The sequence below is a fragment of the Nocardia sp. NPDC051929 genome (assembly GCF_044548645.1).
Taxonomy (GTDB): domain Bacteria; phylum Actinomycetota; class Actinomycetes; order Mycobacteriales; family Mycobacteriaceae; genus Nocardia; species Nocardia sichangensis.
The window spans coordinates 138478-160905 of sequence record NZ_JBIUCG010000007.1 but is presented as its reverse complement, the minus strand read 5'-3'; the positions used below and the strand labels follow the sequence as shown (position 1 = coordinate 160905).

Below are 22428 nucleotides of genomic sequence, written 5' to 3'. Positions count from 1 at the left end.
ACGCCTCATCACGTCGTCGCAGATCAGTGTGTCGACAGTCACACGCGCGCGAAATGGCTCTCGAAGCTTCCTAACAGTCCCTTAGGACGATCGCCGGAAACAAAACCGGCCCCCGGCGCAGCGCCGGGGGCCGGAGACGGATGGTCAGGATCCCGCGGTCAACAGCACAGCAAAGGTACACAGCGCCGGGGGCCGGAGACGGACGGTCAGGATCCCGCGGTCAACAGCGCAGTAAAGGTGCGCAGCGCCGGGGGCCGGAGACGGGCGGTCAGGATCGCCCGGTGAGCAGCGGAGCGAGGGTGCGCAGAGCCGGGAGGTAGTTGTCGCCGAGGATCTGCACCGCGACGTGGTCGGCGCCCGCGTCGGCGTGTTCGGACAGCTGGGCGGCGATCCGCTCCGGCGTGCCGTGCGCGATGACGGCGTCGAACAGCGCCTCGCTCGGCGGCACGGTGAGGTCGGCGTCGGTGAAACCGAATCGGCGCAGGTTCGACGCGTAGTTGGTCAGGCCGACATAGAACTTGACGGTCTCATCGGCGACCGCGTGCGCCGTGCCGGCGTCGTCGGTCAGCACCACCTTGTGCTCGGTCGCCAGCAGCGCGTCCGGGCCGACGATCTCGCGGGCCTTCGCGGTGTGCGCCGCGGGCACGAAATAGGGCAGCGCGCCCAGCGACCGCTCGGCGGCCAGCTTCAGCACGCGCGGGCCGAGTGCGGCCACCGCGCGACGTTCGGCGGGTACTCCCGCGGCGTCGAGGTCGTCGAGATACTCGACAAGCGCGTCGTACGGCTTGCGGTACTCACCGGTGTGCTCCGGGTGTCCCGCACCGATGCCGAGCAGGAACCGGCCCGGGAAGCGGGCCTCGATCCGGTGGAACGAGTCGGCCACCTCCTTCGCGGGCGCCGCCCAGATGTTCACGATGCTGGTGGCGACGGTGATCGTTTCGGTCGCCTCCAGCAGCGGTTCGACCGTCGCCAGATCCGCCGGAGGCGAAGCCCCCAGCCAGAGCGCGCCGTATCCAAGCCGCTCCAATTCTCGCGCGTCTTCCGGGCTGAACCCGTTGTACGCCCGCCACACTCCGAACCGTCCGAGACTGTCGAATGCCATGTCCCGACCCAACACACGCCAGGAGGGCGCTATTCCGGCCGGGCCCGTGCACTGCCAGGACGGCCCTGTCGGGTCGATGCCGTCCCGATTACCGAGGGCTACTGTGGCTATTGCACAGCTATCGGCGCCCGGCGCCTGGCCGGCGCCACCACTAGGAGATGGAGGTGATTGCTGTGCTTCGATTCGATCCATTCCATGACATCGACACCGTTGCCCGCCAACTGCTCGGTGAGACTGCCGGAACCGGTCGCGCACCGCGATTCATGCCGATGGATCTGTTCAAAGCGGGAGATCACTACGTTCTGAACGCGGATCTGCCCGGCGTCGACCCCGGCTCGATCGACGTCAGCGTCGACAACGGCACGCTCACCTTGCGGGCGCAACGCACCGTGCCGAGCGAAGAAGGCGTCCAGTGGATCGCCTCGGAACGTTTCGCGGGCACCTTCATGCGCCAGATGTCCCTCGGCGAGAACGTCGACGTCGAGAACATCAGCGCGACCTACAACAACGGCGTGCTGTCGGTGACGATCCCCATCGCGGAGCGTGCGAAGCCGCGCCGCATCCAGATTTCCGGGGCGTCGCACGAACCGAGGACCATCGAAGCGCAATCCGGCCGGTCCACACCGATGTCGCCGACCCAGCAGGAGCAGGCTCAGCAGTCGGCACAGTCGCAGCAGCAATACCCGCGGTCATCGAAGTGACCGCGTCCGCTACCCGCACCCGAGCACGGGTGCGGGTAGTGCGCGGACATTCTCACTCGCCGCAGCAGCCTCCGCCAGGTACCGGAACCGACCGCATCTCCCGCGTCTGCGCGTTGCGGGCCGCGAGTTCCTCGTCGGCCGGGTAGTCCACGCCTATCAAGCTCAAACCATGTGCGGGAGCGACGGTCACCGAACTGGAGCGCTCGGTCTCCCGCAACAGATCGGCCACCCATTCCGGCGTCCGCCGCCCTTCGCCGACGGCGAGGACCGCACCGACCAGACTGCGGACCATCGACCAGCAGAACGCGTCCGCGCTGACGTAGGCGATCAGCAGGTCACCATCGCGCACCCAGTCGAACCGCTGCAGCTCCCGTACCGTCGTCGCACCCTCCCTGCGGCGGCAGAAGGCGGCGAAGTTGTGCAGCCCGAGCAACTTTCGCGAAGCCGCCCGCATCGCGTCGACATCGACGCCGGATCGGCAGGCGACCACGCTGCGGGCCTGGAGCGGCTCCGCACCGTACGGCGCGGTGGTCAGCCGGTAGGCGTAATGGCGGCGGATGGCGGAGAACCGGGCGTCGAACTCCGGCGCGGCCGGGCGCGCGTGCCTGATCCGCACGTCCTTCGGCAGGAAGCGCGCCATCCGGTGCACCAGTTTCGCCGCGTCCAGTTCACCGGCGGTGTCGAAATGCGTGACCTGCCCCTCGGCGTGCACGCCCGCGTCCGTACGGCCCGCCACGGTCAGCTGGATCGGCTCGCGGAACACCTTGCTCAGCGCGTCCTCCAGCACCCCCTGCACGGTGCGCAGACCAGGCTGACGCGCCCAGCCGACGAAATCCGTGCCGTCATAGGCGATGTCCAACCGCACCCGGGTGCGTGGCACGTCGATACCGGGCACGCCCGGTGCGTCCTCGCCCGGTCGACCCGACATCGATCCCACCGATTCCTCCACGGTCACATGATCCTCTGGTCGAAACGCACGAGCCCGCCGACCCAGTGCGGGTGGCGGGCTCGTGCGCGAACTCCGACGCGAAGCGTCAGGCGTCCTTCTTGTCCTCGGCGGCCTCGTCGGCAGCCGGAGCCTCGGCGGTCTCGGCGACGGCCTCGTCGGCCTCCTCCTCGACGACCTCGGCGGCCGGAGCCTCCTCCGCCTTCTTCGAGGCGGCCACGCGACGGGCGCGATCGGCCTCGTTGGTCACGGTCTTCTCGCGAACCAGCTCGATGATCGCCATCGGCGCGTTGTCACCCTTGCGCGGCAGCGTCTTGGTGATGCGGGTGTAGCCACCCTCGCGCCCCTCGAACGACGGGCCGATCTCCGCGAAGAGCTCGTGCACGACATCCTTGTTGCGGATCACCTTCAGCACCTCGCGACGGTCGGCCAGGGTGCCGCCCTTCGCCTTGGTGATCAGCTTCTCCGCGTAGGGACGCACGGCCTTGGCCTTGGCCTCGGTGGTGGTGATCCGGCCGTGCTCGAAGAGCGCCGTGGCCAGATTGGCGAAGATCGCCTTCTGGTGCGACGCCGACCCGCCGAAGCGGGCACCCTTCTTGGGCTTGGGCATTGTGGTGTTCTCCTTGTATGAGGCCGGGCCGGGGCGCCTACCCCGGCGGCCTAGAGCTGTTCGGTCTCGGCGTAGTCCTGCTCGCCGCCGTCGGTGTCGCTGAACGTGCCGCTGTCGCTCCACGTGCCGGTGCTCGCGTCGTAGCCGACCACGCTGGACGGATCGAACGACGCGGGGCTGTCCTTCAGCGAGAGGCCGAGCGCGTGCAGCTTGACCTTGACCTCGTCGATGGACTTCTGACCGAAGTTGCGAATGTCCAGCAGATCCGACTCGGTGCGGGCGACCAGTTCGCCGACGGTGTGCACACCCTCGCGCTTGAGGCAGTTGTAGGACCGGACGGTGAGGTCCAGATCCTCGATCGGCAGGCCGAACGAGGCGATGTGATCCGCCTCGGCCGGCGAGGGGCCGATCTCGATGCCCTCTGCTTCGACGTTCAGCTCACGGGCCAGGCCGAAGAGCTCGACCAGGGTCTTGCCCGCCGAGGCGAGCGCGTCCCGCGCGCTGATGGAGTTCTTGGTCTCCACGTCCAGGATGAGCCGGTCGAAGTCGGTGCGCTGCTCGACGCGGGTCGCCTCGACCTTGTAGGTCACCTTCAGCACCGGCGAGTAGATCGAATCCACCGGAATCCGGCCGATTTCCGCGCCGGACGCCTTGTTCTGCACGGCCGGGACGTAGCCGCGACCGCGCTCGACGACGAGCTCGATCTCCAGCTTGCCCTTGTCGTTCAGGGTCGCGATGTGCATGTCCGGGTTGTGCACCACCACGCCGCTGGGCGGGACGATGTCACCGGCGGTGACGGTGCCCGGACCCTGCTTGCGCACGTACATCGTGACCGGCTCGTCCTCCTCGGAGGACACGACCAGGCCCTTGAGGTTCAGGATGATGTCGGTGACATCCTCCTTCACGCCCGGAACGGTGGTGAACTCGTGCAGGACGCCGTCGATGCGGATGCTCGTGACCGCCGCCCCCGGAATCGAGGACAGCAGGGTACGCCGCAGCGAGTTGCCGAGGGTATAACCGAAGCCCGGCTCGAGCGGTTCGATGGTGAACTTCGAGCGGTTCTCGGCGACGACCTCTTCGGTCAGCGTCGGACGCTGTGAAATCAGCATGTGGATCATCCTCCTTTTGGGCGCCCGCTATTTGACGCCTCGTCTCAGGGGTTGTGCCTGGCCGCCCATCGGGGCGGCCACGCACCAGCGGCACGTTGTGCCAAGTCTTACTTCGAGTAGTACTCGACGATCAGCTGTTCCTGCAGCGGCACATCGATCTGGGCGCGCTCGGGCAACTGGTGGACCAGGATCCGCAGCCGGCCGGGGAGCACCTGCAGCCAGCCCGGAACCGGACGGTCGCCGACGGTCTCACGCGCCACCTGGAACGGCAGGGTGCCCAGCGACTTCTCCTTGACATCGATGATGTCGTACTGGGTGACCTGGAAGCTGGGAACGTCGACCTTCTTGTTGTTCACCAGGAAGTGGCCGTGCGAGACCAGCTGACGAGCCTGACGGCGGGTACGGGCCAGACCGGCGCGGTACACGACGTTGTCCAGGCGGGTCTCGAGCAGACGCAGCAGGTTGTCACCGGTCTTGCCCTTGAGGCGGTTGGCCTCTTCGTAGTACCGGCGGAACTGCTTCTCCATGACGCCGTAGGAGAAGCGGGCCTTCTGCTTCTCCTGCAGCTGGAGCAGGTACTCGCTCTCCTTGATCCGCGCGCGGCCGTGCTGGCCGGGCGGGTAGGGGCGACGCTCGAACGCCTGGTCGCCGCCGACGAGGTCGACGCGCAGACGACGCGACTTGCGGGTGATAGGGCCTGTGTAACGAGCCATTGTTCGTTATTCCTTTCCCGCTAGACGCGACGCCGCTTGGGCGGACGGCAGCCGTTGTGCGGCTGCGGGGTGACATCGGAGATCGTGCCCACCTCGAGGCCGGCGGCCTGCAGCGAGCGGATCGCGGTCTCGCGGCCCGAACCGGGGCCCTTCACGAACACGTCGACCTTCTTGACACCGTGTTCCTGCGCCTTGCGGGCGGCGTTCTCGGCGGCGAGCTGCGCGGCGAACGGGGTCGACTTGCGCGAGCCCTTGAAGCCGACATGACCCGACGACGCCCAGGAGATGACGTTGCCGTTCGGGTCGGTGATCGACACGATCGTGTTGTTGAACGTGCTCTTGATGTGCGCGTTGCCGTGCGGGACGTTCTTCTTGTCCCTGCGACGCGACTTCTGGGTCTTCTTCGGGCCCGCGGCCCGACTCTTCGGAGGCATCGGTTATCCCTACTTCTTCTTGCCGGCGACGGTGCGCTTCGGGCCCTTGCGGGTGCGCGCGTTGGTCTTGGTGCGCTGGCCACGCACGGGCAGGCCACGACGGTGGCGCAGGCCCTGGTAGCAGCCGATCTCGATCTTGCGGCGAATATCGGCCTGCACCTCGCGGCGCAGGTCACCCTCGACCTTGAACTCCGAAGCCTCGATGTAGTCACGCAGCTTCGTCAGATCGTCGTCGCTGAGATCCTTCGAGCGCAGGTCCGGGCTGACGCCGGTGGCCTCGAGGATCTCCTTGGAGCGGGTACGGCCAATGCCGAAAATGTAGGTCAGTGCGATCTCCATGCGCTTCTCGCGCGGGAGGTCGACGCCCATGAGACGTGCCATCTGGCAGTTTCCTTAATCGTTGCGGAGGTCTGCTCCCTGTCCGTCCCCTCGTCTTGGCGGGGCACCGGCCTCCGAACCGGTGGTAGGCGCGCACGCCCAGGGCGAACCCTGATTTCCGCAGCGTGCGGCTGGTGCTGGGAGTTCTTCTTGCCAATCCGAACTGCGGTTCGGTGCTTGGCTGGTGTCGCGTCGAGCGTTCGCCGTCGGCAAGCCTCGGGCGGGTGGTGCGAGGTCTCCCTCGCCTCCGCTCAGCCCTGGCGCTGCTTGTGGCGCAGGTTGTCGCAGATCACCATGACCCGGCCGTGACGGCGGATCACCTTGCACTTCTCGCAGATCTTCTTGACGCTCGGCTGAACCTTCACGTCCGTCCAATCTGTTGTGGTTCACAGGGGTGTGAACACAGTTTTTCCCCAGTCGGCGACTGGGGAAGCTCTGGTGTGAGTCTTTCGACTCGGCCCCGGCTCACGCCGGGACTGCCGGCTCGCAACCGACGCCGATCGCGCCGGGCACGATCACTTGTAGCGGTATACGATCCGGCCACGCGACAGGTCGTAGGGCGAGAGCTCGACGACCACACGGTCCTCGGGGAGGATGCGAATGTAGTGCTGCCGCATCTTCCCGCTGATGTGCGCGAGAACCTTGTGTCCGTTCTCGAGCTCGATCCGGAACATCGCATTGGGCAGCGGCTCGACAACTCGACCCTCGACCTCGATGGCCCCGTCTTTCTTCGCCATGTCCTCCGCGATCCCGGTTACGCTCAACCTGGTTTGTTTGCTGGTTCTGCTCGAATGGGACCGATCGCCGGAGCGAACCGCTCGCACACAAACAGGCGGCGCCTAGGTGCACCGCCGCTCCAGCTTACCGATCCGTTCCGGATCGGGCAAAAATGCCTCCCTGTATACCCGTGTCGCCAGCGGTTTCGCAGCCGTCTTCCCACTCGTGGCGGGCCTCGGACGCTGCGCCGCGACGGCACCGGGTTGTCGCGTAAACTGGCCGCTGTCCAGGTATTTGGGTCGAACGGATCGAGGGGGACGCGTGAGCCGGCGCAGCGTGCGAGCCACCGGCGTGGGTGCTCTCGGTCACGGCCGAAGCGAGCGGCAGGGAGGCGAGGCCGTGAGTAATCGTAGCGAGCGAGTCAACGGCAGAGCGTCCCTGGCCACGACCGAGCCGAGCGGGCAGCGAGGGCAGTCGTGACCGAGCGCAGCGAGCGAGAGATCGGCACGCCGAACATCGGCGAGGCGCAGTCGTGAGCCGTAGCAATGACGGCCTGCCCATGCTGCCGCCGTGGCTGTCGGAGAGCGACGTCAGTCAGAGCGGCTACGAAGCGCCGGTACAGAACCTTCCGCACGACGACCTCATCGAGGACTCCCCCAGCCGCAGGCGCGGCCGTTTGCGCGGCCGCGCGCCCGAGGCGGAACGCCCGGATGCCGCACGGCCGGAGAAGCGCCGTAAGGGCTGGCGCCGCGACAAGCACGAGGGGAATGCCGAGGAGGATCAGCGGCAGGGCGACGCGAGTCGCGCGCCCGCGCCGGTTCCGGAGGAGCCCGCACCGGCTCGTGCCCCGCACGAGTCGTGGCAGCAGCCGCAAGAGGCCTGGCAACAGCCACAGGAGTCCTGGCAACAGCCGCAAGATTCTCTGCAACAGCCGCAGGAGTCCCGGCAGCAGCTTCCGCAAGAGTCCCTCCGGCAGCAGCCGCAAGAGGCCTGGCAGCAGCCGCAAGAGTCCTGGCAGCAGCCGCAAGAGTCTTGGCAACAGCCATACCAGGCCTGGCAGCAGCCGCAAGAGTCTTGGCCCCACCCACAGGCGGCCCAGCAGCCGCAGGGGTCCTGGCAGCAGCCCGGCTACGACCGCACTCCACCGGCGCAGGACAATTCGTGGCAAGCGCCGCCGGAGCGCACCGGCGCTCCGCAGCACAGCCTGCCCACGCGCAATCCGTCGCAGCCCTCACCCGGTTTCCAGCCACTGGGCAGCAGGTCCGCGAACCCGCCCGCGTCGAACGAACAGCAGGCGGACCGCCCGGAGCTCCCGCCGCCGCCGCCCCGGCAACCAGCCGACGACCGGCCCGCTCCGCCCCGGAACGACGAGCATGCCCCGCCATCGCACGGCCAGAGCACGCCGGGCCAGGCCGTCGGCGGCCGACCTCCGCTCGGGCCGAAGCACGGTGGATGGCCGTCCACCGGCAACCCTCGCCTCGATGCCGCCCTGTCGGCCGTGGCTCCGAGCCTGTGGCCGAACTCGGCTCCGCCCAATCGGACCACCCCACCGATCGGCCCGAGCCCGACCGGAAACGAGGCGACTCAGCGCGGCGAGTCTCGCGAGACCCCACCCGCCGGTCCGAACCAGACCTGGCCTACCTCGACATCGACCGGCCGCGAACCGGCCGCGCGACCGCCTCGAGCCGGATATCCCGCCGTGCCTCCGTCCGCTCCGGAGCAGGCGGCGCGGCAGGGCGGACACTCCTCGACACCGACAAGCGCACAGCCCGCACCGCAGCAGCCCATCGACCCGGCGACGTCGACTCCCGACCGAAGCACGGCCGACCACACCGCGCGGCAGAACGCTCAGGCACCGACCGGCGTGCCATCCGCTCCGGACCAGACAGCGCCGCAGGGCGGACACTCCTCGACACCAACCAGCACACAACCCGCACCGCAGCAGCCCATCGACCCGGCGACGTCGACTCCCGACCGAAGCACGGCCGACCACACCGCGCGGCAGAACGCTCACACACCGACCGGCGTGCCATCCGCTCCGGACCAGACAGCGCCGCAGGGCGGACACTCCTCGACACCAACCAGCACACAACCCGCACCGCAGCCCCCCATCGACCCGACGACGCCGACTCCCGACCGAAGCACGGCCGACCACACCGCGCGGCAGAACGCTCAGGCACCGACCGGCGTGCCATCCGCTCCACCGTCAGCAGACCCGACCAGCGGCGGGACCTCGCCCGTAACCGGCCCGGAGGACGCGGCACGGCAGGGCGGAGACCCGTCGGCCCCGACCGCCACGCCAGTATCCAGCGCGTGGCAGGCCCCCGACCCGCTGAGCGAAAATGCGCAATCACCGCACGGCGAGCAATCCGGGCCGTCAACGGACGAGCACGCAGGGCCGCACGGCGCTCCGACAGCGGCACGTTCCGCTGAGGATCCCGTTTCCGGGAGAGCGGACGCTGTTCGGCAGGCCGAGAGCCGAGAAGCGACGCCGACCGGCGCCGAGACCGCCACCTCATCCACCGGCGCAAGCCCGACCGAACCGCACAGCGCGAACACCACTGCCGGGGTGAACCGGAGCGCGGCAGCGGCTCAGGCCCCGACAACGTCGGCAGGTGCGGGATCCGAGCATGGCTCCACACTGGGCACCGGGGACATCACGCCGTCGAGCGATGCCCACCGGACACCACCCATTACCGAGCATCCGGTGCAAGCCCCGCAGACCGCCGCACCCGCTCCCACGGCGGTGATTCCCGATGGTCCGCCGCCGTGGCTCGCGGCTCCTCGGCCCGAGCAGGCCGCCGCGCCCGCGACCGACGCGCCGCGCCGACTCCCACCGCTGCCCGACCCGCCCGCGCCGCACACCAGTGCATCCGGTACCGCGCCGGAGGCCCCCGTGCAGCCCGACTCGGCGGGGTCGGTCGATGCGACTCGCGCACAAAGGGACTCGAGCGCACCGGCATCGAACCGCGCCGGCGCGACCGACATCGGCCCTGTGGCGGCGCGACCTGTCGCCGGTGGCGGACGCCACCGGCTGTCGGCGGAGCCGAACGAACCTTCGGCGTCCCAGCCGCCGGTCGGACAAGCGCCGAACTCCGACCAGCAGCCTGCGCCTCAGCCCCGTCCGGATGCGGCTTACGACGCGGGCGCGCCACAGCCGCACCCCAACGCCTCGAGCGGCGTACCCGCCGGTCACCCGACGCAGTTCGCGGGCGATCAGGCAGCGGGCAGCGCACCGCAGGTCCCCGTCGACCAGTGGCGCAATGCTGCCGCGCCCGAATCCGGTCCGGCATCACCGCATTCCGTGCCGCCGCACCAAGCCACTGGTCACCCCGCTCCGCAGTGGGGCACGCCTCCCGGCTACCCACAGCCACCCGCCCGGCAGCAGGGCGCCCCGTTCCAGCAGCCTTCACTCGACGACGTGCCGCTGCGCCGGGCCAAGAAAGCTCCGGGAACCGGGTGGCGCAAGGCCGTGCACCACGTGTCCGGCGGCGCGATCAACCCCGGTATGTCCGCCGAGGAACGCAGGTTGCAGGAACTGGTCGCACGGATCAGGCAGCCCGTCCGCGGCGACTACCGGATCGCGGTGCTGTCGCTCAAGGGCGGTGTCGGAAAGACCACCACCACAATGGGTCTCGGCTCCACCTTCGCCTCGATCCGGGGCGACCGGGTGATCGCCGTCGACGCCAATCCTGACTTCGGCACGCTGTCGCAGCGGGTGCCCCTGCAGACCAGGTCCACCGTGCGCGACCTGCTCCTCGATTCGACCATCCAGCGCTATTCGGATGTGCGCAGGCACACCTCGCAGGCGACGAGCCGCCTGGAAGTGCTCGCCAGCGAACGTGATCCGGCCGCGTCGGAGGCGTTCAGCGAAGAGGAGTACCGCGCGGTCGCCCGAATCCTGCAGCGGTTCTACAACATCATCCTCACCGACTGCGGTACCGGGCTCATGCATTCGGCCATGTCCGGTGTGCTCGACCTGGCGCACTCGCTGGTCCTGATCTCCTCCCCCGCGATCGACGGAGCCCGCAGTGCCGCAGCCACATTGGACTGGTTGTCGCTGCACGGCCACGACCATTTGGTGCGCAACGCGGTGGTGGTGATCAACTCCCCGCGGGCCGGATCACCGAACGTCGGTATCCAGCAGCTACGGGAGTACTTCCTGTCCCGGTGCCGCGCCGTGCACATCATCCCGTTCGACGCGCACATGTCCGAGGGCGCCGAAATCGATTTGCACCGCTTGCACAAGCAGACCAAGCGGGCCTACGTCGAGCTGGCCGCGACCGTCGCGGACGACTTCGCCACCGATCATCGTCGTTACCACCCGTGACACCCGCCGGGCGGTGGCCCGGCGGGGCGAAGGGCGAACGGATCAGCCGCTCACCACTCGGGCAGACGCCGCCTGCCCGCCATGACGTCGCGCACCAGATCGTCATAGGCGTCCGCGAGTTCGGCGAGATGATGCCACGCGTTGTGCAGCAAATCGTCGTGCGCGTTCAGAGTCATCAACGCGTGGTGCGCGCGCACCGACGACTCGGCGAGGCGATCGATCACCGCACCCACCGTTTCGGTGTGCAGAGTGGCGCCGAGCCGATGCTGCGGCACACTTCGCATCACCCAGTCGTCGATGGCCATCACCAATTCGACTCTGCGACGCTCGATTTCGCGAACCACCGCCACGGAGGTGTCCACCGAACCACCGCGGCCGACCAGGCGGCGCTCATGTAGCACTGCCAGATCACGAGCGAACCACAAGAGCGGACCACCGACCACGCGGTGTCCGCGACACGCCCGAACCAATAGGTCGGACGTGGGAAGCAATCCCGGTGCCGAAGAGCGCACCGAAGGATCGACACACCTAGGTGTGCCAGGGAGGGCCATTACGACCGTTGTATCCGAACCTGCCACGTTGCCTCGCCGTCATCGCCGCACAACACCGGATCAGGACTTCATTACAATAAACCTCTGAAGGCACCTGTCAAGCGTTAACGGGCCGTAGGGAGTCACGGAGAGTACACTTCGTTACCTGCATGACCAACCGAGGAGCAAGATGGCGGACGGTCCGACGTATCACCGGATCGCAGACCTCCTCCGCGAGGAGATCCGCGCAGCCAAGTGGAAACCGGGCGATCGACTGCCCAGTCACTCGGAGCTTGCCGATCAAATGCAGGTCTCGATTACCACGGCCCGCAACGCGATCCAGGTGCTGGTGACCGAAAATCTCGTCTATACAGCTACTTCCCGCGGAACGATCGTTCGAAACCAGGAAATCCTGGAATCCGTTGTCACCGATTCCATCCGCCCCGACCGGCCGCAGACCCCGCACGACATCTTCGAGGAGATCGCGCGGGCCGCGCACCGGGAGCCGTCGAAGGAGTTCAGCGCGAAGATGGAGCCCGCCAGCCCCGAAGTCGCGTCTTGGTTGGGGATACCGCCGGATTCGTGGGTGCTGGCCAGGACGGTGGTCCAGTATCTCGACCATGAGCCGTGGTCGTGGGAGGTCAGCTTCTATCCCCGTGATCTGGCCGAGGCCACCGGAATCGACTCACCGCACGATATTCCGGAGGGCACCACCCGCCGCCTCGCCGACCGGGGTCATGCCGAGACCGCGCACCGCGACACGCTCGTCGCCCGGCCTGCCACCGCGGAGGAAGCCTTGGTGCTCGGCGTCGCCACCGGCACCATCCTGCTCGACCACCTGCGCATCGGCGCCAACCACGAGCGCGTCACCCGTGCCACGCGGCAACGTTCGCTCGCCTCCGGCAATCGGCTCGCCTACGAGCTCGGCGACGCCGAAGGCACCGCAGTCATCCGGACCACGCTTGCCGATTCGCACGGGACCGGCCGGGCCTAGCCCATGACGATCGCGCTGCGCCAGGCGACATGGGGCGATCTCGGCATGATCTGCCGCCTGCGCGTGCAGCGCACGGCGTGGCTCACCGCGCGCGGCTCCGATCAGTGGACGGTCGCCGGACGCGGCCTGCCCATCGAGATCTTCGCTCGCGCCGTGGGACGGTCGCTGGACGCGGGCGAGACCTGGATCGCCGAGGTCGCGGGCGAACCGGCGGGAACGATCACGGTCAACGACCGCGCCGACGCCGGTCTATGGTCGGCGTGGGAACTCGACGATGCGGTGATCGCCCATTACATGATCGTGGATCTGCGTTTCGCGGGCCGGCGCGTGGGCCATCACCTGCTGGCGCACGCGGGACTGCTCGCCCGCTCGCAGGGCCGCGCCTGGGTCCGGCTCGACGCGTGGACCACCAATACCGACCTGCACGCCTACTACCGTTCGGCGGGATTCCGTTTGGTGCGCATAGCGGGCCCGCTCGCGCTGGGCCCGTCACGCGCGCTGTTCGAGCGAAGAGCCGATAGCTGGGATCCCGCACTTCCCGTGCCGGTCCCCGCTGTCGGGCGAGTGGCCGCGCCTGCGCTTTTGCGCCCACCGCCGCCGAACAACTGATCCCACGCGGCGACAACTGAACGATCCGCGCTGTCCGGGGCTGCCCGCCGCGCGCGACGGGCACGGTCTAACCGAATATCGCAGGACGCCTTGTGCGCGATCGTGCCGCGCACTCACGGGCCGCTCCGCGCACGCCGGAATATCCGGCGCACGACGGCGAACCGATCAGATGGGCGGCAAGTGCGCGATGTGCACCATCTCGATACCCCTGCTGCGCGAGACCAGTGTTCCACGGCCGGGCGGCAGCTTGCTCGGCCGCACGTCGCCGATCAGCTTGCCCTCGTCACGCGACCCGCTCATGATCAGCGTCTCCACCGAAAGGTTCTTCATGGTGCCCAGAATCGGGTCGTACAGCGCGCGGGACACACCGCCGCTGCGGCGGGTTACCACGAAATGCATGCCGATGTCCCGCGCTTGGGGCAGGTATTCCAACAGCGGCGCGAACGGGTTCATGCCGGTACCGGCCGCCACCATATCGTAGTCGTCGACCACGATGTAGATCTCGGGGCCGCTCCACCAACTGCGTTCGCGCAGTTGCTGCGGTGTGATATCCGAGCCGGGAATCCGTTTGGCGAGATACCCGGCCACCTCTTGGATCATCGGACCGCAAGTCTGCGACGACGTCGAGTATCCGGCCAGGTGGTCGCCCTCGACCACGCCGAGCATGGTCCGGCGGTAGTCCACCATGATGATCCTGGCCTGCTCGGTGGTCGACTGTTCCACCACGCCCATCACGATGTTGCGCAACAGGGTGGTCTTGCCGCATTCCACGTCCGCGAAGGCCATGAAGTGCGGTTCTACGCCGAAATCCAACACCAGCGGCTGTAATTCGGACTCGCCGCGACCGACGACCACGCGGGTGGGGCCGAGCTCGACGCCTTCCGCCTTCGCCGAGGCCATCAGCTCGTCCCTGCCGAAGCGCAGCGGCAGCATGCGCACTTCGGGCGCGCGGCGGTTCGGGTACTGCTGTTCGAGTCCGGCCCGCGCCTGCGCGACACCGTCGGCCAGGCTGCCCTGGTCGGAGTCGGAGTCCAGGCGCGGCAAGGCGATCAGCATGTGCAGCTGGTCCGCGGTCAGACCGCGCCCCGGGCGTCCGACCGGAACCTGGTGCGCGGTGCGCCTGCCCATCTCCGAGTCGGACGGATCGCCGAGTCGCAGCTCGACCCGGGTGCCGATCTGGTCCTTGACCACCGGGCGGATCTCGGCCCAGCGCGCGGCGCCGATCATCAGGTGGATGCCGAACGACAGGCCCTGGGCCGCGATGGCGTTGATCTGCGGCTCCAGCAGGTCGAACTCTTCGCGGATCGCGGCCCAGCCGTCGATCACCAGGAACACGTCGCCGAACTTGTCGTCGGCCAAGGGGTCGGCGGCCCCGGCTGTGCCATCCGGAACGCGACGGCCCTCGTCGAACTTGCGGCGCCGGAACTCGGCCATCGATTCGATGCCCAGCGCGGCGAACCGCTCCTCGCGCTGACGCATCAGCGTGGTGAGCTCGGCGACGGTGCGGCGCACCCGATCGCCGTCGAGGCGACCGGCCACCGAGCCCACGTGCGGCACGCCGGACAAGCCCGCCATGCTGCCGCCGCCGAAGTCGAGGCAGTAGAACTGCGCCTGTTCGGGAGTGTGCGTGGCCGCGGTCGCCATGATGATGGTGCGCAGGGTCGTCGACTTGCCCGACTGCGGGCCGCCGACGACCGCGACATTGCCCTGGGCGCCAGCCAGATTGATGGTGAGCACATCGCGGCGCTGCTCGTAGGGCTTGTCGATGACGCCGATCGGCATCCACAGTTGGCCGTGCCGGTTGACCGGCGAACGCCAGTCCGGGTCCGGGAGCAGCATGTCCACCGTCGGGGATTCGTCCAGCGGCGGCAACCACACCTCGTGCGCCGGGCGGCCGTGCCCGGTGAGCCGCTTGACGACCACGTCGAGCAACGTGTCCGGGATGCCCTCGTCGGCGCTGGGCACGGCCCCAGCGGCCGACGGTGGCGGCGGCAGCTCCAGCAGCGGGTTCGACGGCGCGACCGGTTCCGCTTCGGTCTCCGCATCGATCGGGTCGGGTATCTCCACCGGCACGGCGGTGAACAACGCGGGCCGCCTGCCCGCGACCGGGCTGCCGTCCTCGCCGGTCACCGTGCCCTGCGGCGCGACGTACGGACCGGACACGTAACTGGCGTTGAACCGCAACGGATCCGACGCGTCGCTCTTCAGATATCCCGATCCGGGCACGCTGGGCAGATGGTAGGCGTCGGTGATGCCGAGCACCGCACGCGACTCGTTCGCCGAGAACGTGCGCAGGCCGATGCGATAGGACAGATGCGATTCCAGTCCGCGCAGCTTGTTCTCCTCCAGGCGCTGCGACGCCAGCAGCAGGTGCACGTGCAGCGACCGGCCGAGGCGGCCGATCATCACGAACAGCTCCGCGAAATCCGGCTTCTGCGAGAGCAGTTCGGAGAACTCGTCGACCACGATGAACAACGCGGGCAGCGGATCGAGCGGCACTCCCGCGGCGCGCGCCTTCTCGTAGTCGGTGACGTTGGCGTAGTTGCCCGCCGAACGCAGCAGCTCCTGGCGGCGGTTCATCTCGCCCGCGAGCGCGTCCTTCATGCGATCGACCAGCGAGAGTTCCTCTTCCAGGTTGGTGATCACGGCGGCGACGTGCGGCAGCGAGTCCAGGCCGAGGAAGGTCGCGCCGCCCTTGAAGTCGACGAGCACCAGGTTCAGCGCGTCCGGCGAATGCGTGGTGACCAGCGAGAGCACCAGAGTGCGCAGGAATTCCGACTTTCCGGAGCCGGTGGCGCCGATGCACAGGCCGTGCGGGCCCATGCCGTTCTCGGCCGACTCCTTGATGTCGATCTCCACCGGAGTGCCGTCGGGGGTGATGCCGATCGGCACCCGCAGCCGCTCCCTGCCGGTGCGCGGACGCCACACTCGCGCCGGATCGATCTGGGCCGCGTCCGGGATCTTCAGTAGCGCCATCAGTCCCGGATCGGCCGTGGTTCCCTCACCGAGACTCACGATCTGCGCGGCCGTCGCGAGCCGGTATCTGGCCAGCGCGCGAGCGAAGGACTCGGACTCCGCCGTGCTCACCTCGTCGGCGGTGGCGAACTTCTCCACGCCGGCCGCACTGCGCGCGGCCACCTCGCCGTCGCCGACGACCAGTTGCAGTCCGCGCCGCGCCGCGAGCCCGCCTTCCGGCGCGGTGAGGTCGAGCACCGTCACCGAATCCAGGCCCGATTCGCTGACCAGCCGTTCGCTGCCGCTGACGTAGCCGTCGTCGATGACGACGACCAGATGTAGTCGCCCCTGGGTCGGCTGTGGGTTGCGCATGAACCGGCCGCGCTCGAGCAGCTCGGCCGCCAGCGCTGTTTCCAGTTCACCGAGCGAGTGGTACATCATCCGCGTCGAGCCCATGCCGTCGCGCTGGGTCGGATGCTGCAGTTGCGGTAGCCATTTCGCCCAGGACCAGGCCGGGCCGTCCGGGTCCGAGCAGACGATCGCGATGGCGAGATGGTCGGGTCCGTGGAAGGCGGCCAGCTCCATCAGCATCGCCCGCGCCAGCATGCGCGCGTCCTCGACCGGGCCGCCGATGTTGATCGCGGGGAACGCGCGCAGCGACACGGCGGTCGGCAGGCGGTGCACCACCGAATGGGTGCGCACGAATCGGCGCAGGGCCACGGTGGACACCGGTTCCAGATCCTCCAGCGGCCCCGTCTCGGGGCGCGCCAGTTTGGTGGCCAGCCGGTGGCTGCCGACCCCGACGCGCACGTGTCCGAAGTCCGGGTCGTTGGGCCTGCGCTCCCACATTCGCCTCGTCCCGATCAGGGACGGCAGGTCGGCGGGTTCGGGGTGACTCCACCGGAGCGTCTCCAGCTGCTTGCCGCCGGTGCGGCGCACCTCCTTGCGGACCTGGTCCAGATAGCGGAAGTAGTCCTTGCGCTCCTCGTTGAGTTCCACCGCGCGCTTGGGGCCGCCGCCACGGAAGCCCGCCATCATGCCGACCATCGACATGAGCATCATCATCGGGAACATCATCATGAACGGATTGGCCAGTAGGTTGCGGCCCATCATCGCCATCATGGCGATCATGCCGACCACCGCGACCACCATGACGACCGGCATCAGCTTCATCATCAGCGGCGCGGGCAGGGCGCGCGCGATCTCCGGCGGAGCGGTCAGCGCCACCTCACCACCGGGCGCCCGGGGCGGCGCGATACGGGGGCGGCGCACAAAGCCTTCGGTAGCCATGATTCCTTCGTTCGGTCGGCGGCGAGCGGTCGAGCTGCGCCCGCGCTACGGATCGAATTCCGCGTTCAGGTCCTGCCTGGTCCGCCGGAACGGGAACGCCACGGCCACACCGATGGCGAGGCAGGCCAGGGAGACGATGGAGCCGATCACCGCGATCCGGCGCGGCCGCGGGTCGGGGCCCGGCGGGATCACCGGCGCGGCGACGGCTCGTGCGGCGTCGGCGCCCGCGCTCACGGGTTTCTCCGGCAGCTGCGCGGTGAGCGCGGCGAGCGGATCGATCAGGCCGTGGCCGATCCGGTCGTCGCGGCCGGTGCCCGGTCCGTGCGCGGTGCGGATGATGCGGTCCATCACCTGCTGCGCGGTGAGTTCCGGAAAGCGTGCCCGCACCAGCGCGGCCAGCCCGGCCACGTAGGGGGCCGCGAAGCTGGTGCCCTCCACGGCCCGGATTCCGTCGGTGGTCTGGACGCCGTCGACCAGGCCGGTGGCGCCCGGTTTGCTGTCCAGCGACACGATATTGCGGCCGATCGCGGCGACGCCCACCCATGGGCCGTGCAGCGACAGCTCCGACACCTGGCCCGTCGAGTCCACCGAGCCCACCGAGAGCACGTAGGGCGTGAACCAGGCCGGACTCGCGACCGTGGCCACCGAACTCCAGCCGGAACCCTCGTTCTGTTTCGAGCAGGCGCCGTCGGGCTGCAGATTGCCCGCGGCCGCGACCACGACGACATTGCGGTCGTAGGCGTACTTCACCGCCGCACCGAGCGAAGCGTCGGCGGTGTCCGAACCGGCTGCGGTGCAAGCTACTTCGGAGATGTTGATGACGGTGGCGCCGAGATCGACGGCGCGGACCACGGCCGCCGCCAGGGTGAGCACGCTGCCGTAGCCGTCGCTGCTGATCTTGCCCGGCGGATCGCCACGGCCGCCGCGGTCCTTCGGCTCGTAGGCCAGGCTCAGCTGCCGGATGGTGAGCAGGTCCGCGTCGGGCGCGACGCCTGCGAAGGCGTCGCCGGGGCTGGGCTGGGCCGCGATGATTCCGGCGACCAGGCTGCCGTGGCCGTCGCAATCGACTGTGCCGTCGCTGTCGGAGACGAAGTCACCGCCAGGTTGCAAAGACCGTAACCGCGGGTGCGGATTCACCCCGGTATCGATGACGGCCACCTTCTGCCCTGCGCCGCGGCTGAACTGCCACGCCGACGGCAGATCCAGCACGCGCTGGGCCATCGGAGGCTCGCCCGGCGGCGCGCCGGTGAGCAGGGGTTCGGCGCAGACGGCGCGCTGTTCGGTCGGCTCCAACGGCGCGGGCCGCGCGCTCAAACCTTGTGCGGCGCCGAGCGCGCCGGGGTCGATGCCGGGTGGGGCGATCGCCTGGGCACTCGGCCACGGCACGCCGATTCCGGCGCCGGCAACCGTTGCCGCGCAGGCCATCCGCATGACGATCCGGCGGAAGGCGCTGCCGGTCATATGTTCCGGGCCATCGAGTAGATGTTCATCACCCACAGCACGAGCGGAATCACCGCCACGATCAGCAAGTACTCGAAGATCTCGATCATCCGCCGGGTCACCGGGGTGACCTCGATGTGCGGACCGATCACCCCGAACCCGACCACACCCGCGGCGAACGCGAGCAGGACGCCTGCCGCGAGCAAGGTGTAATCCGAATCCCCGACGGCGAATCCGACGGCCAGGGCCACGACAGTCAGGCACCCACCGCCGATCATCGTCGCGGCTTGGGTGAGATCGGCGAACGAGCGGCCGCGCAGCGCGAGGATGATCGCGGTCACGACCGCCAGCGTGATGCCCTGCCAGCGTCCGGAACCCAGCGGATCGGCCACGCCGAACGCGCCGACGACCGCGCTCGCGGTGCACGCCGCGACCAGGCCGGACTGGAACCGGTTGGCCGTCCGTGCCCGTGCCCCTAGTCCCGCGGCCGAGGGCAGTGCGCTGGCGCCGATGGCGCCGATGCCCTCGATGGTCGGTCGCGGCTCGTGGTCGGCCGGGTCGATCGCGCCGCCCGCGGTGGGAACCGGCGGAATCGGCAGCCGCGCGAGCACGGCCGCCAACCGCGGCACCGCCGAGATGATCACGATGCCGGCCACCAGCAGACCGGCCGACAATTTCGGCAGGCCCGGATGCCAGATCAGGTGGATCGCCGCGGCGACGCCCGCGATCACGGCGAGCGCGGCGGCGCAGGAGAACAGCGTCGCGCCGGTGCCGGTTATCCGGTAGCCCAGCAGCGCCGCGATCAGCAGCACCGAACTGCCCAGCAGCAGATGGGGACTGCCGAGCGTGCCCGGCACCAGCAGCGCGGCGCCGCCGAACAGCAGTAGCAGTCCGTCCAGGGACAACCAGGTCGCGGTCACCGTGTCGGCGTATCTGTGCGCGGCGATGCCCGCAGCGACGAATCCCGCTGTGCCACAGCCGAGCAGCGCGAGAGCGGGCGCGATCGGATCGCCGTGCCCGCGCGAGATCACCAGCACGACCAGCGTGACCAGCACGCTGAGCGCCGACACGACCAGACCCATCCAGCGGGCGGCCACCCCGGACCAGCTCCGGAATTCCTCGGCGGTCAGCCGTGATACCGCGTCGATGACGTCGTCGAACAGCGCGGGCGCTTCCTTCGCGGCCACCGACCGCAACACCAGCAACTCACCGTCGTAGACCTCGGCCTCGGTGAGCGTGCGACTCGGCGCGATCGCCTCCCGGCCGAGCCGGGCCAGGGTCCAGTGCCGCGCGTCCAGCGGCGCCGACTCCTCCTCGGCCTCGGTCCGCTCCGGGTTACGCGATTCGATGAGCGCCACCAGATCACCGATGAATGTGGCGATCGGCACGGTGGCCGGCAATCCGACATCGACCTGAGTGTTCCCACCGATGACCGAAACACGACTCAATACGGGTTCGGTGGCACGTATACCGCTCGCCGACTCGATCAACGGCAACCTTCCCCAGCCCTCATCCGGAACAATGATTCACGCATCGACAACATTTGCTGGAACCCGTCCCGAGTGCCCGACTTCACCACATCGAGCACTCGCACACATAGCCGACTCTTGCGTTGCGACCTCCCGGCAGCTGAACCTAATGTAACGGACGAACCGGGCCACGCGCGATCGGTAGTCTGGTATCCAGATGAACGTCTCTACTACGAGAAACGAAGATTTCGGGGTTCGACAGCAATGACCGGCAACCGTCAAGCACAACGCGCATTCGATGCCGGAATCCTGTCGCTCGGATTGTCCATCGAGGGGCAAGAATCCGCACGTGATCTCGACTACGCGAAACTGGCTTTTCAACGCGCCACGGAGTGGGATCCCACGATGTGCGACGCGTGGCTCGGGCGCGCCGCCGCGGGCGAGCTGACCAAGGACGTTCTGTTCAATCTGCACAAGACCAGCGCGAGCACGCTCTACCGCGAGCAGCGCAGGCTCGGATTGCGTCCACGCGAACTCGCGGGCCGCTTCCTGCCAGGTCTGTACATCGACTACCCGCTGGCCAACCACACCGAGGTCACGCTGGCCTGGGCGGCACAGCTGATCGCCGACAAGGAGTACGACGAGGCCGAGCGGGTGCTCGACGAACTCGACACGTTCCGCGGTGGACAGCTGAGCAACCCCGAAGGCGAGATCGACAGCCGCATCTGCGCGTATGTCCGTGGCGTACTGCACTACAACACCCAGCGCTGGCCCGATGTGATGGCGGTGCTCGCCGGTTCGGCGGACTGGGAGGATCCGTACCTGGCGGCGGGCGCGCACGTCATGGTCGGCACCGCGTGCGCCCAGCTCGGCTTGTTCGGCGAGGCGATCCGGCGGATGCAGCAGGCCGAGGCGGGCCCGATCCCGGCGGCGCGGTCGACCGCGATGTTCTGCCGCGGCTTGTGCCTGCGGGAATCGGGCAACGAGGAGGAAGCCCAAGCCCTGTTCGAGAAGGTGTACTCGCAGGCACCGGATTTCGAGGCGAACGCGGCCGCGATGCGTGACCGCACCTACCGGATCACCGTCACCAGCCGCGAGGTGATCGATGCGCGCACCGACAAGTGGGACCCGGCGTCCTCGCCGTCGATGGAGCAGATGGAACAGGCCGAGAGCCAGGACCGGGCGAAGAAGATCCTGGTCGAGGCCAGAGCCGAACTGGACTCGCAGATCGGCTTGGCCTCGGTGAAAACCCAGGTGGCGAAGCTCCAGTCGTCGGCGCAACTGGCGAAGATCCGGGCCGAGAAGGGCTTGGCGAGTCAGCCGCGCGGCCAGCACCTGGCCTTCACCGGACCGCCCGGCACCGGTAAGACGACCATCGCGCGGGTGGTCGCGAAGATCTACTGCGGCGTCGGCCTGTTGAAGACCGACAAGGTGGTCGAGGCCAAGCGCGTCGACTTCGTCAGCCAGAACCTGGGCGGCACCGCGATCAAGACCGAGAAGCTGATCGACACCGCCATGGACGGCGTGCTGTTCATCGACGAGGCGTACACGCTGATCCAGACCGGTCTGCAAGGCGGCGACGCGTTCGGCCGGGAAGCGGTGGACACGCTGCTGGCGCGCATGGAGAACGACCGTGATCGTCTCGTGGTGATCATCGCGGGCTACGACGGCGAGATCGACCGGCTGCTCACCGCCAACGACGGCCTGGCCTCGCGCTTTTCGAAGCGGTTGCAGTTCCCGTCCTACACGGCGGACGAACTGGGGCAGATCGGCCAGGTGATCGCCAGGAAACGCGATTCGGATCTGTCCGAAGAAGCGCTCGAGCAGCTGGTCCGGGCCTGCGAGCGCCTGTACGCGATGCAGAGCACCGACCAGAGCGGTCAGCCGCGCCGCGGCGTCGACCTCGCAGGCAACGGTCGGTTCGTCCGCAACGTGATCGAAGCGGCCGAGGAAGAGCGCGAATTCCGGCTGGCCAACGACGAATCGCTGGACCTGACCGACATCGATGAGGCGGTGCTGCGCCGCATCGAGGCGTCGGACATGGAACTGGCCTTGTCCAGCCTGCTCACCTCGCTGAACGTCGGCTGGACGGACTGAGTCC

17 protein-coding genes and 1 pseudogene are annotated in these 22428 nt (G+C 68.6%); 5 read left to right on the top strand and 13 right to left on the bottom strand.

The window, feature by feature from the left end:
• Positions 1-268: 268 nt before the first annotated feature.
• Positions 269-1102, bottom strand: a complete 834-nt coding sequence (locus tag ACIHAX_RS11220) for an LLM class F420-dependent oxidoreductase (RefSeq protein WP_355076209.1) — start codon at positions 1100-1102, stop codon at positions 269-271.
• Between the two features lie 173 nt (positions 1103-1275).
• On the opposite strand from ACIHAX_RS11220, the pseudogene ACIHAX_RS11215 reads away from it, so the two are divergent.
• Positions 1276-1713 (top strand): annotated as a pseudogene (locus ACIHAX_RS11215) (Hsp20/alpha crystallin family protein); the annotation flags it as partial.
• A 142-nt stretch (positions 1714-1855) separates the two neighbouring features.
• On the opposite strand, the gene truA reads toward ACIHAX_RS11215, so the two are convergent.
• The 8 genes from truA to infA form a co-directional block, all read right to left on the bottom strand.
• Positions 1856-2731: a tRNA pseudouridine(38-40) synthase TruA gene (gene truA, locus ACIHAX_RS11210; RefSeq protein ID WP_397277110.1), complete on the bottom strand. Its 876-nt coding sequence runs from the start codon at positions 2729-2731 to the stop codon at positions 1856-1858.
• Between the two features lie 106 nt (positions 2732-2837).
• The gene (rplQ, locus tag ACIHAX_RS11205) at positions 2838-3359 is read right to left on the bottom strand and encodes a 50S ribosomal protein L17 (RefSeq protein ID WP_355076207.1); all 522 of its coding nucleotides are present in this window, start codon (positions 3357-3359) and stop codon (positions 2838-2840) included.
• A 50-nt stretch (positions 3360-3409) separates the two neighbouring features.
• On the bottom strand, positions 3410-4468 hold the full coding sequence (locus ACIHAX_RS11200; protein ID WP_039796155.1) for a DNA-directed RNA polymerase subunit alpha: 1059 nt from the start codon (positions 4466-4468) through the stop codon (positions 3410-3412).
• Positions 4469-4575: 107 nt separating this feature from the next.
• On the bottom strand, positions 4576-5181 hold the full coding sequence (gene rpsD / locus ACIHAX_RS11195; protein ID WP_355076205.1) for a 30S ribosomal protein S4: 606 nt from the start codon (positions 5179-5181) through the stop codon (positions 4576-4578).
• Between the two features lie 20 nt (positions 5182-5201).
• Positions 5202-5615, bottom strand: coding sequence for a 30S ribosomal protein S11 (rpsK, locus tag ACIHAX_RS11190; protein ID WP_039795647.1), 414 nt, complete (start codon positions 5613-5615; stop codon positions 5202-5204).
• Positions 5616-5624: 9 nt separating this feature from the next.
• Entirely contained in the window at positions 5625-5996 is a 372-nt protein-coding gene (gene rpsM / locus ACIHAX_RS11185; protein ID WP_039795645.1) for a 30S ribosomal protein S13, read from the bottom strand.
• A gap of 248 nt (positions 5997-6244) precedes the next feature.
• Entirely contained in the window at positions 6245-6358 is a 114-nt protein-coding gene (gene rpmJ / locus ACIHAX_RS11180) for a 50S ribosomal protein L36 (protein ID WP_011207363.1), read from the bottom strand.
• Positions 6359-6508: 150 nt separating this feature from the next.
• Entirely contained in the window at positions 6509-6730 is a 222-nt protein-coding gene (infA, locus tag ACIHAX_RS11175) for a translation initiation factor IF-1 (RefSeq protein ID WP_003418601.1), read from the bottom strand.
• Between the two features lie 2975 nt (positions 6731-9705).
• Here infA and ACIHAX_RS11170 point away from each other — a divergent pair.
• Entirely contained in the window at positions 9706-11040 is a 1335-nt protein-coding gene (locus tag ACIHAX_RS11170; protein WP_364430872.1) for an AAA family ATPase, read from the top strand.
• A gap of 50 nt (positions 11041-11090) precedes the next feature.
• Here ACIHAX_RS11170 and ACIHAX_RS11165 read toward each other — a convergent pair whose 3' ends face one another.
• Positions 11091-11402 (bottom strand): DUF4254 domain-containing protein, encoded by a 312-nt coding sequence (locus ACIHAX_RS11165; RefSeq protein WP_355076200.1) that lies wholly within the window; start codon positions 11400-11402, stop codon positions 11091-11093.
• A 358-nt stretch (positions 11403-11760) separates the two neighbouring features.
• On the opposite strand from ACIHAX_RS11165, the gene ACIHAX_RS11160 reads away from it, so the two are divergent.
• Together ACIHAX_RS11160 and ACIHAX_RS11155 are read left to right on the top strand one after the other, a co-directional pair.
• Complete coding sequence (locus ACIHAX_RS11160) at positions 11761-12564, top strand: GntR family transcriptional regulator (RefSeq protein ID WP_355076198.1); 804 nt, start codon at positions 11761-11763, stop codon at positions 12562-12564.
• 3 nt (positions 12565-12567) lie between these two features.
• Complete coding sequence (locus ACIHAX_RS11155) at positions 12568-13173, top strand: GNAT family N-acetyltransferase (RefSeq protein WP_356964761.1); 606 nt, start codon at positions 12568-12570, stop codon at positions 13171-13173.
• A gap of 165 nt (positions 13174-13338) precedes the next feature.
• On the opposite strand, the gene eccCa is transcribed toward ACIHAX_RS11155, so the two are convergent.
• Genes eccCa through eccD form a run of 3 tightly spaced genes read right to left on the bottom strand, consistent with a single transcriptional unit; the run spans position 13339 to position 20306 of the window.
• A complete protein-coding gene (gene eccCa, locus ACIHAX_RS11150; protein WP_397277106.1) occupies positions 13339-17418 on the bottom strand; it encodes a type VII secretion protein EccCa in 4080 nt (1359 codons plus the stop codon).
• Between the two features lie 45 nt (positions 17419-17463).
• Complete coding sequence (mycP, locus tag ACIHAX_RS11145) at positions 17464-18843, bottom strand: type VII secretion-associated serine protease mycosin (protein ID WP_397277206.1); 1380 nt, start codon at positions 18841-18843, stop codon at positions 17464-17466.
• Positions 18844-18875: 32 nt separating this feature from the next.
• Complete coding sequence (eccD, locus tag ACIHAX_RS11140; protein WP_364430861.1) at positions 18876-20306, bottom strand: type VII secretion integral membrane protein EccD; 1431 nt, start codon at positions 20304-20306, stop codon at positions 18876-18878.
• A 285-nt stretch (positions 20307-20591) separates the two neighbouring features.
• Here eccD and eccA point away from each other — a divergent pair, with 285 nt between their 5' ends.
• The gene (eccA, locus tag ACIHAX_RS11135; protein WP_364430858.1) at positions 20592-22424 is read left to right on the top strand and encodes a type VII secretion AAA-ATPase EccA; all 1833 of its coding nucleotides are present in this window, start codon (positions 20592-20594) and stop codon (positions 22422-22424) included.
• Positions 22425-22428: the final 4 nt, after the last annotated feature.

What these genes read in the sequence shown, in the direction of transcription:
- ACIHAX_RS11220 (WP_355076209.1), bottom strand. Translation starts at nt 1,102, where the DNA reads ATGGCATTCGACAGTCTCGGACGGTTCGGAGTGTGGCGGGCGTACAAC.
- truA (WP_397277110.1), bottom strand. Translation starts at nt 2,731, where the DNA reads ATGTCGGGTCGACCGGGCGAGGACGCACCGGGCGTGCCCGGTATCGAC.
- rplQ (WP_355076207.1), bottom strand. Translation starts at nt 3,359, where the DNA reads ATGCCCAAGCCCAAGAAGGGTGCCCGCTTCGGCGGGTCGGCGTCGCAC.
- ACIHAX_RS11200 (WP_039796155.1), bottom strand. Translation starts at nt 4,468, where the DNA reads ATGCTGATTTCACAGCGTCCGACGCTGACCGAAGAGGTCGTCGCCGAG.
- rpsD (WP_355076205.1), bottom strand. Translation starts at nt 5,181, where the DNA reads ATGGCTCGTTACACAGGCCCTATCACCCGCAAGTCGCGTCGTCTGCGC.
- rpsK (WP_039795647.1), bottom strand. Translation starts at nt 5,615, where the DNA reads ATGCCTCCGAAGAGTCGGGCCGCGGGCCCGAAGAAGACCCAGAAGTCG.
- rpsM (WP_039795645.1), bottom strand. Translation starts at nt 5,996, where the DNA reads ATGGCACGTCTCATGGGCGTCGACCTCCCGCGCGAGAAGCGCATGGAG.
- infA (WP_003418601.1), bottom strand. Translation starts at nt 6,730, where the DNA reads ATGGCGAAGAAAGACGGGGCCATCGAGGTCGAGGGTCGAGTTGTCGAG.
- ACIHAX_RS11160 (WP_355076198.1), top strand. Translation starts at nt 11,761, where the DNA reads ATGGCGGACGGTCCGACGTATCACCGGATCGCAGACCTCCTCCGCGAG.
- ACIHAX_RS11155 (WP_356964761.1), top strand. Translation starts at nt 12,568, where the DNA reads ATGACGATCGCGCTGCGCCAGGCGACATGGGGCGATCTCGGCATGATC.
- eccCa (WP_397277106.1), bottom strand. Translation starts at nt 17,418, where the DNA reads ATGGCTACCGAAGGCTTTGTGCGCCGCCCCCGTATCGCGCCGCCCCGG.
- mycP (WP_397277206.1), bottom strand. Translation starts at nt 18,843, where the DNA reads ATGGCCTGCGCGGCAACGGTTGCCGGCGCCGGAATCGGCGTGCCGTGG.
- eccA (WP_364430858.1), top strand. Translation starts at nt 20,592, where the DNA reads ATGACCGGCAACCGTCAAGCACAACGCGCATTCGATGCCGGAATCCTG.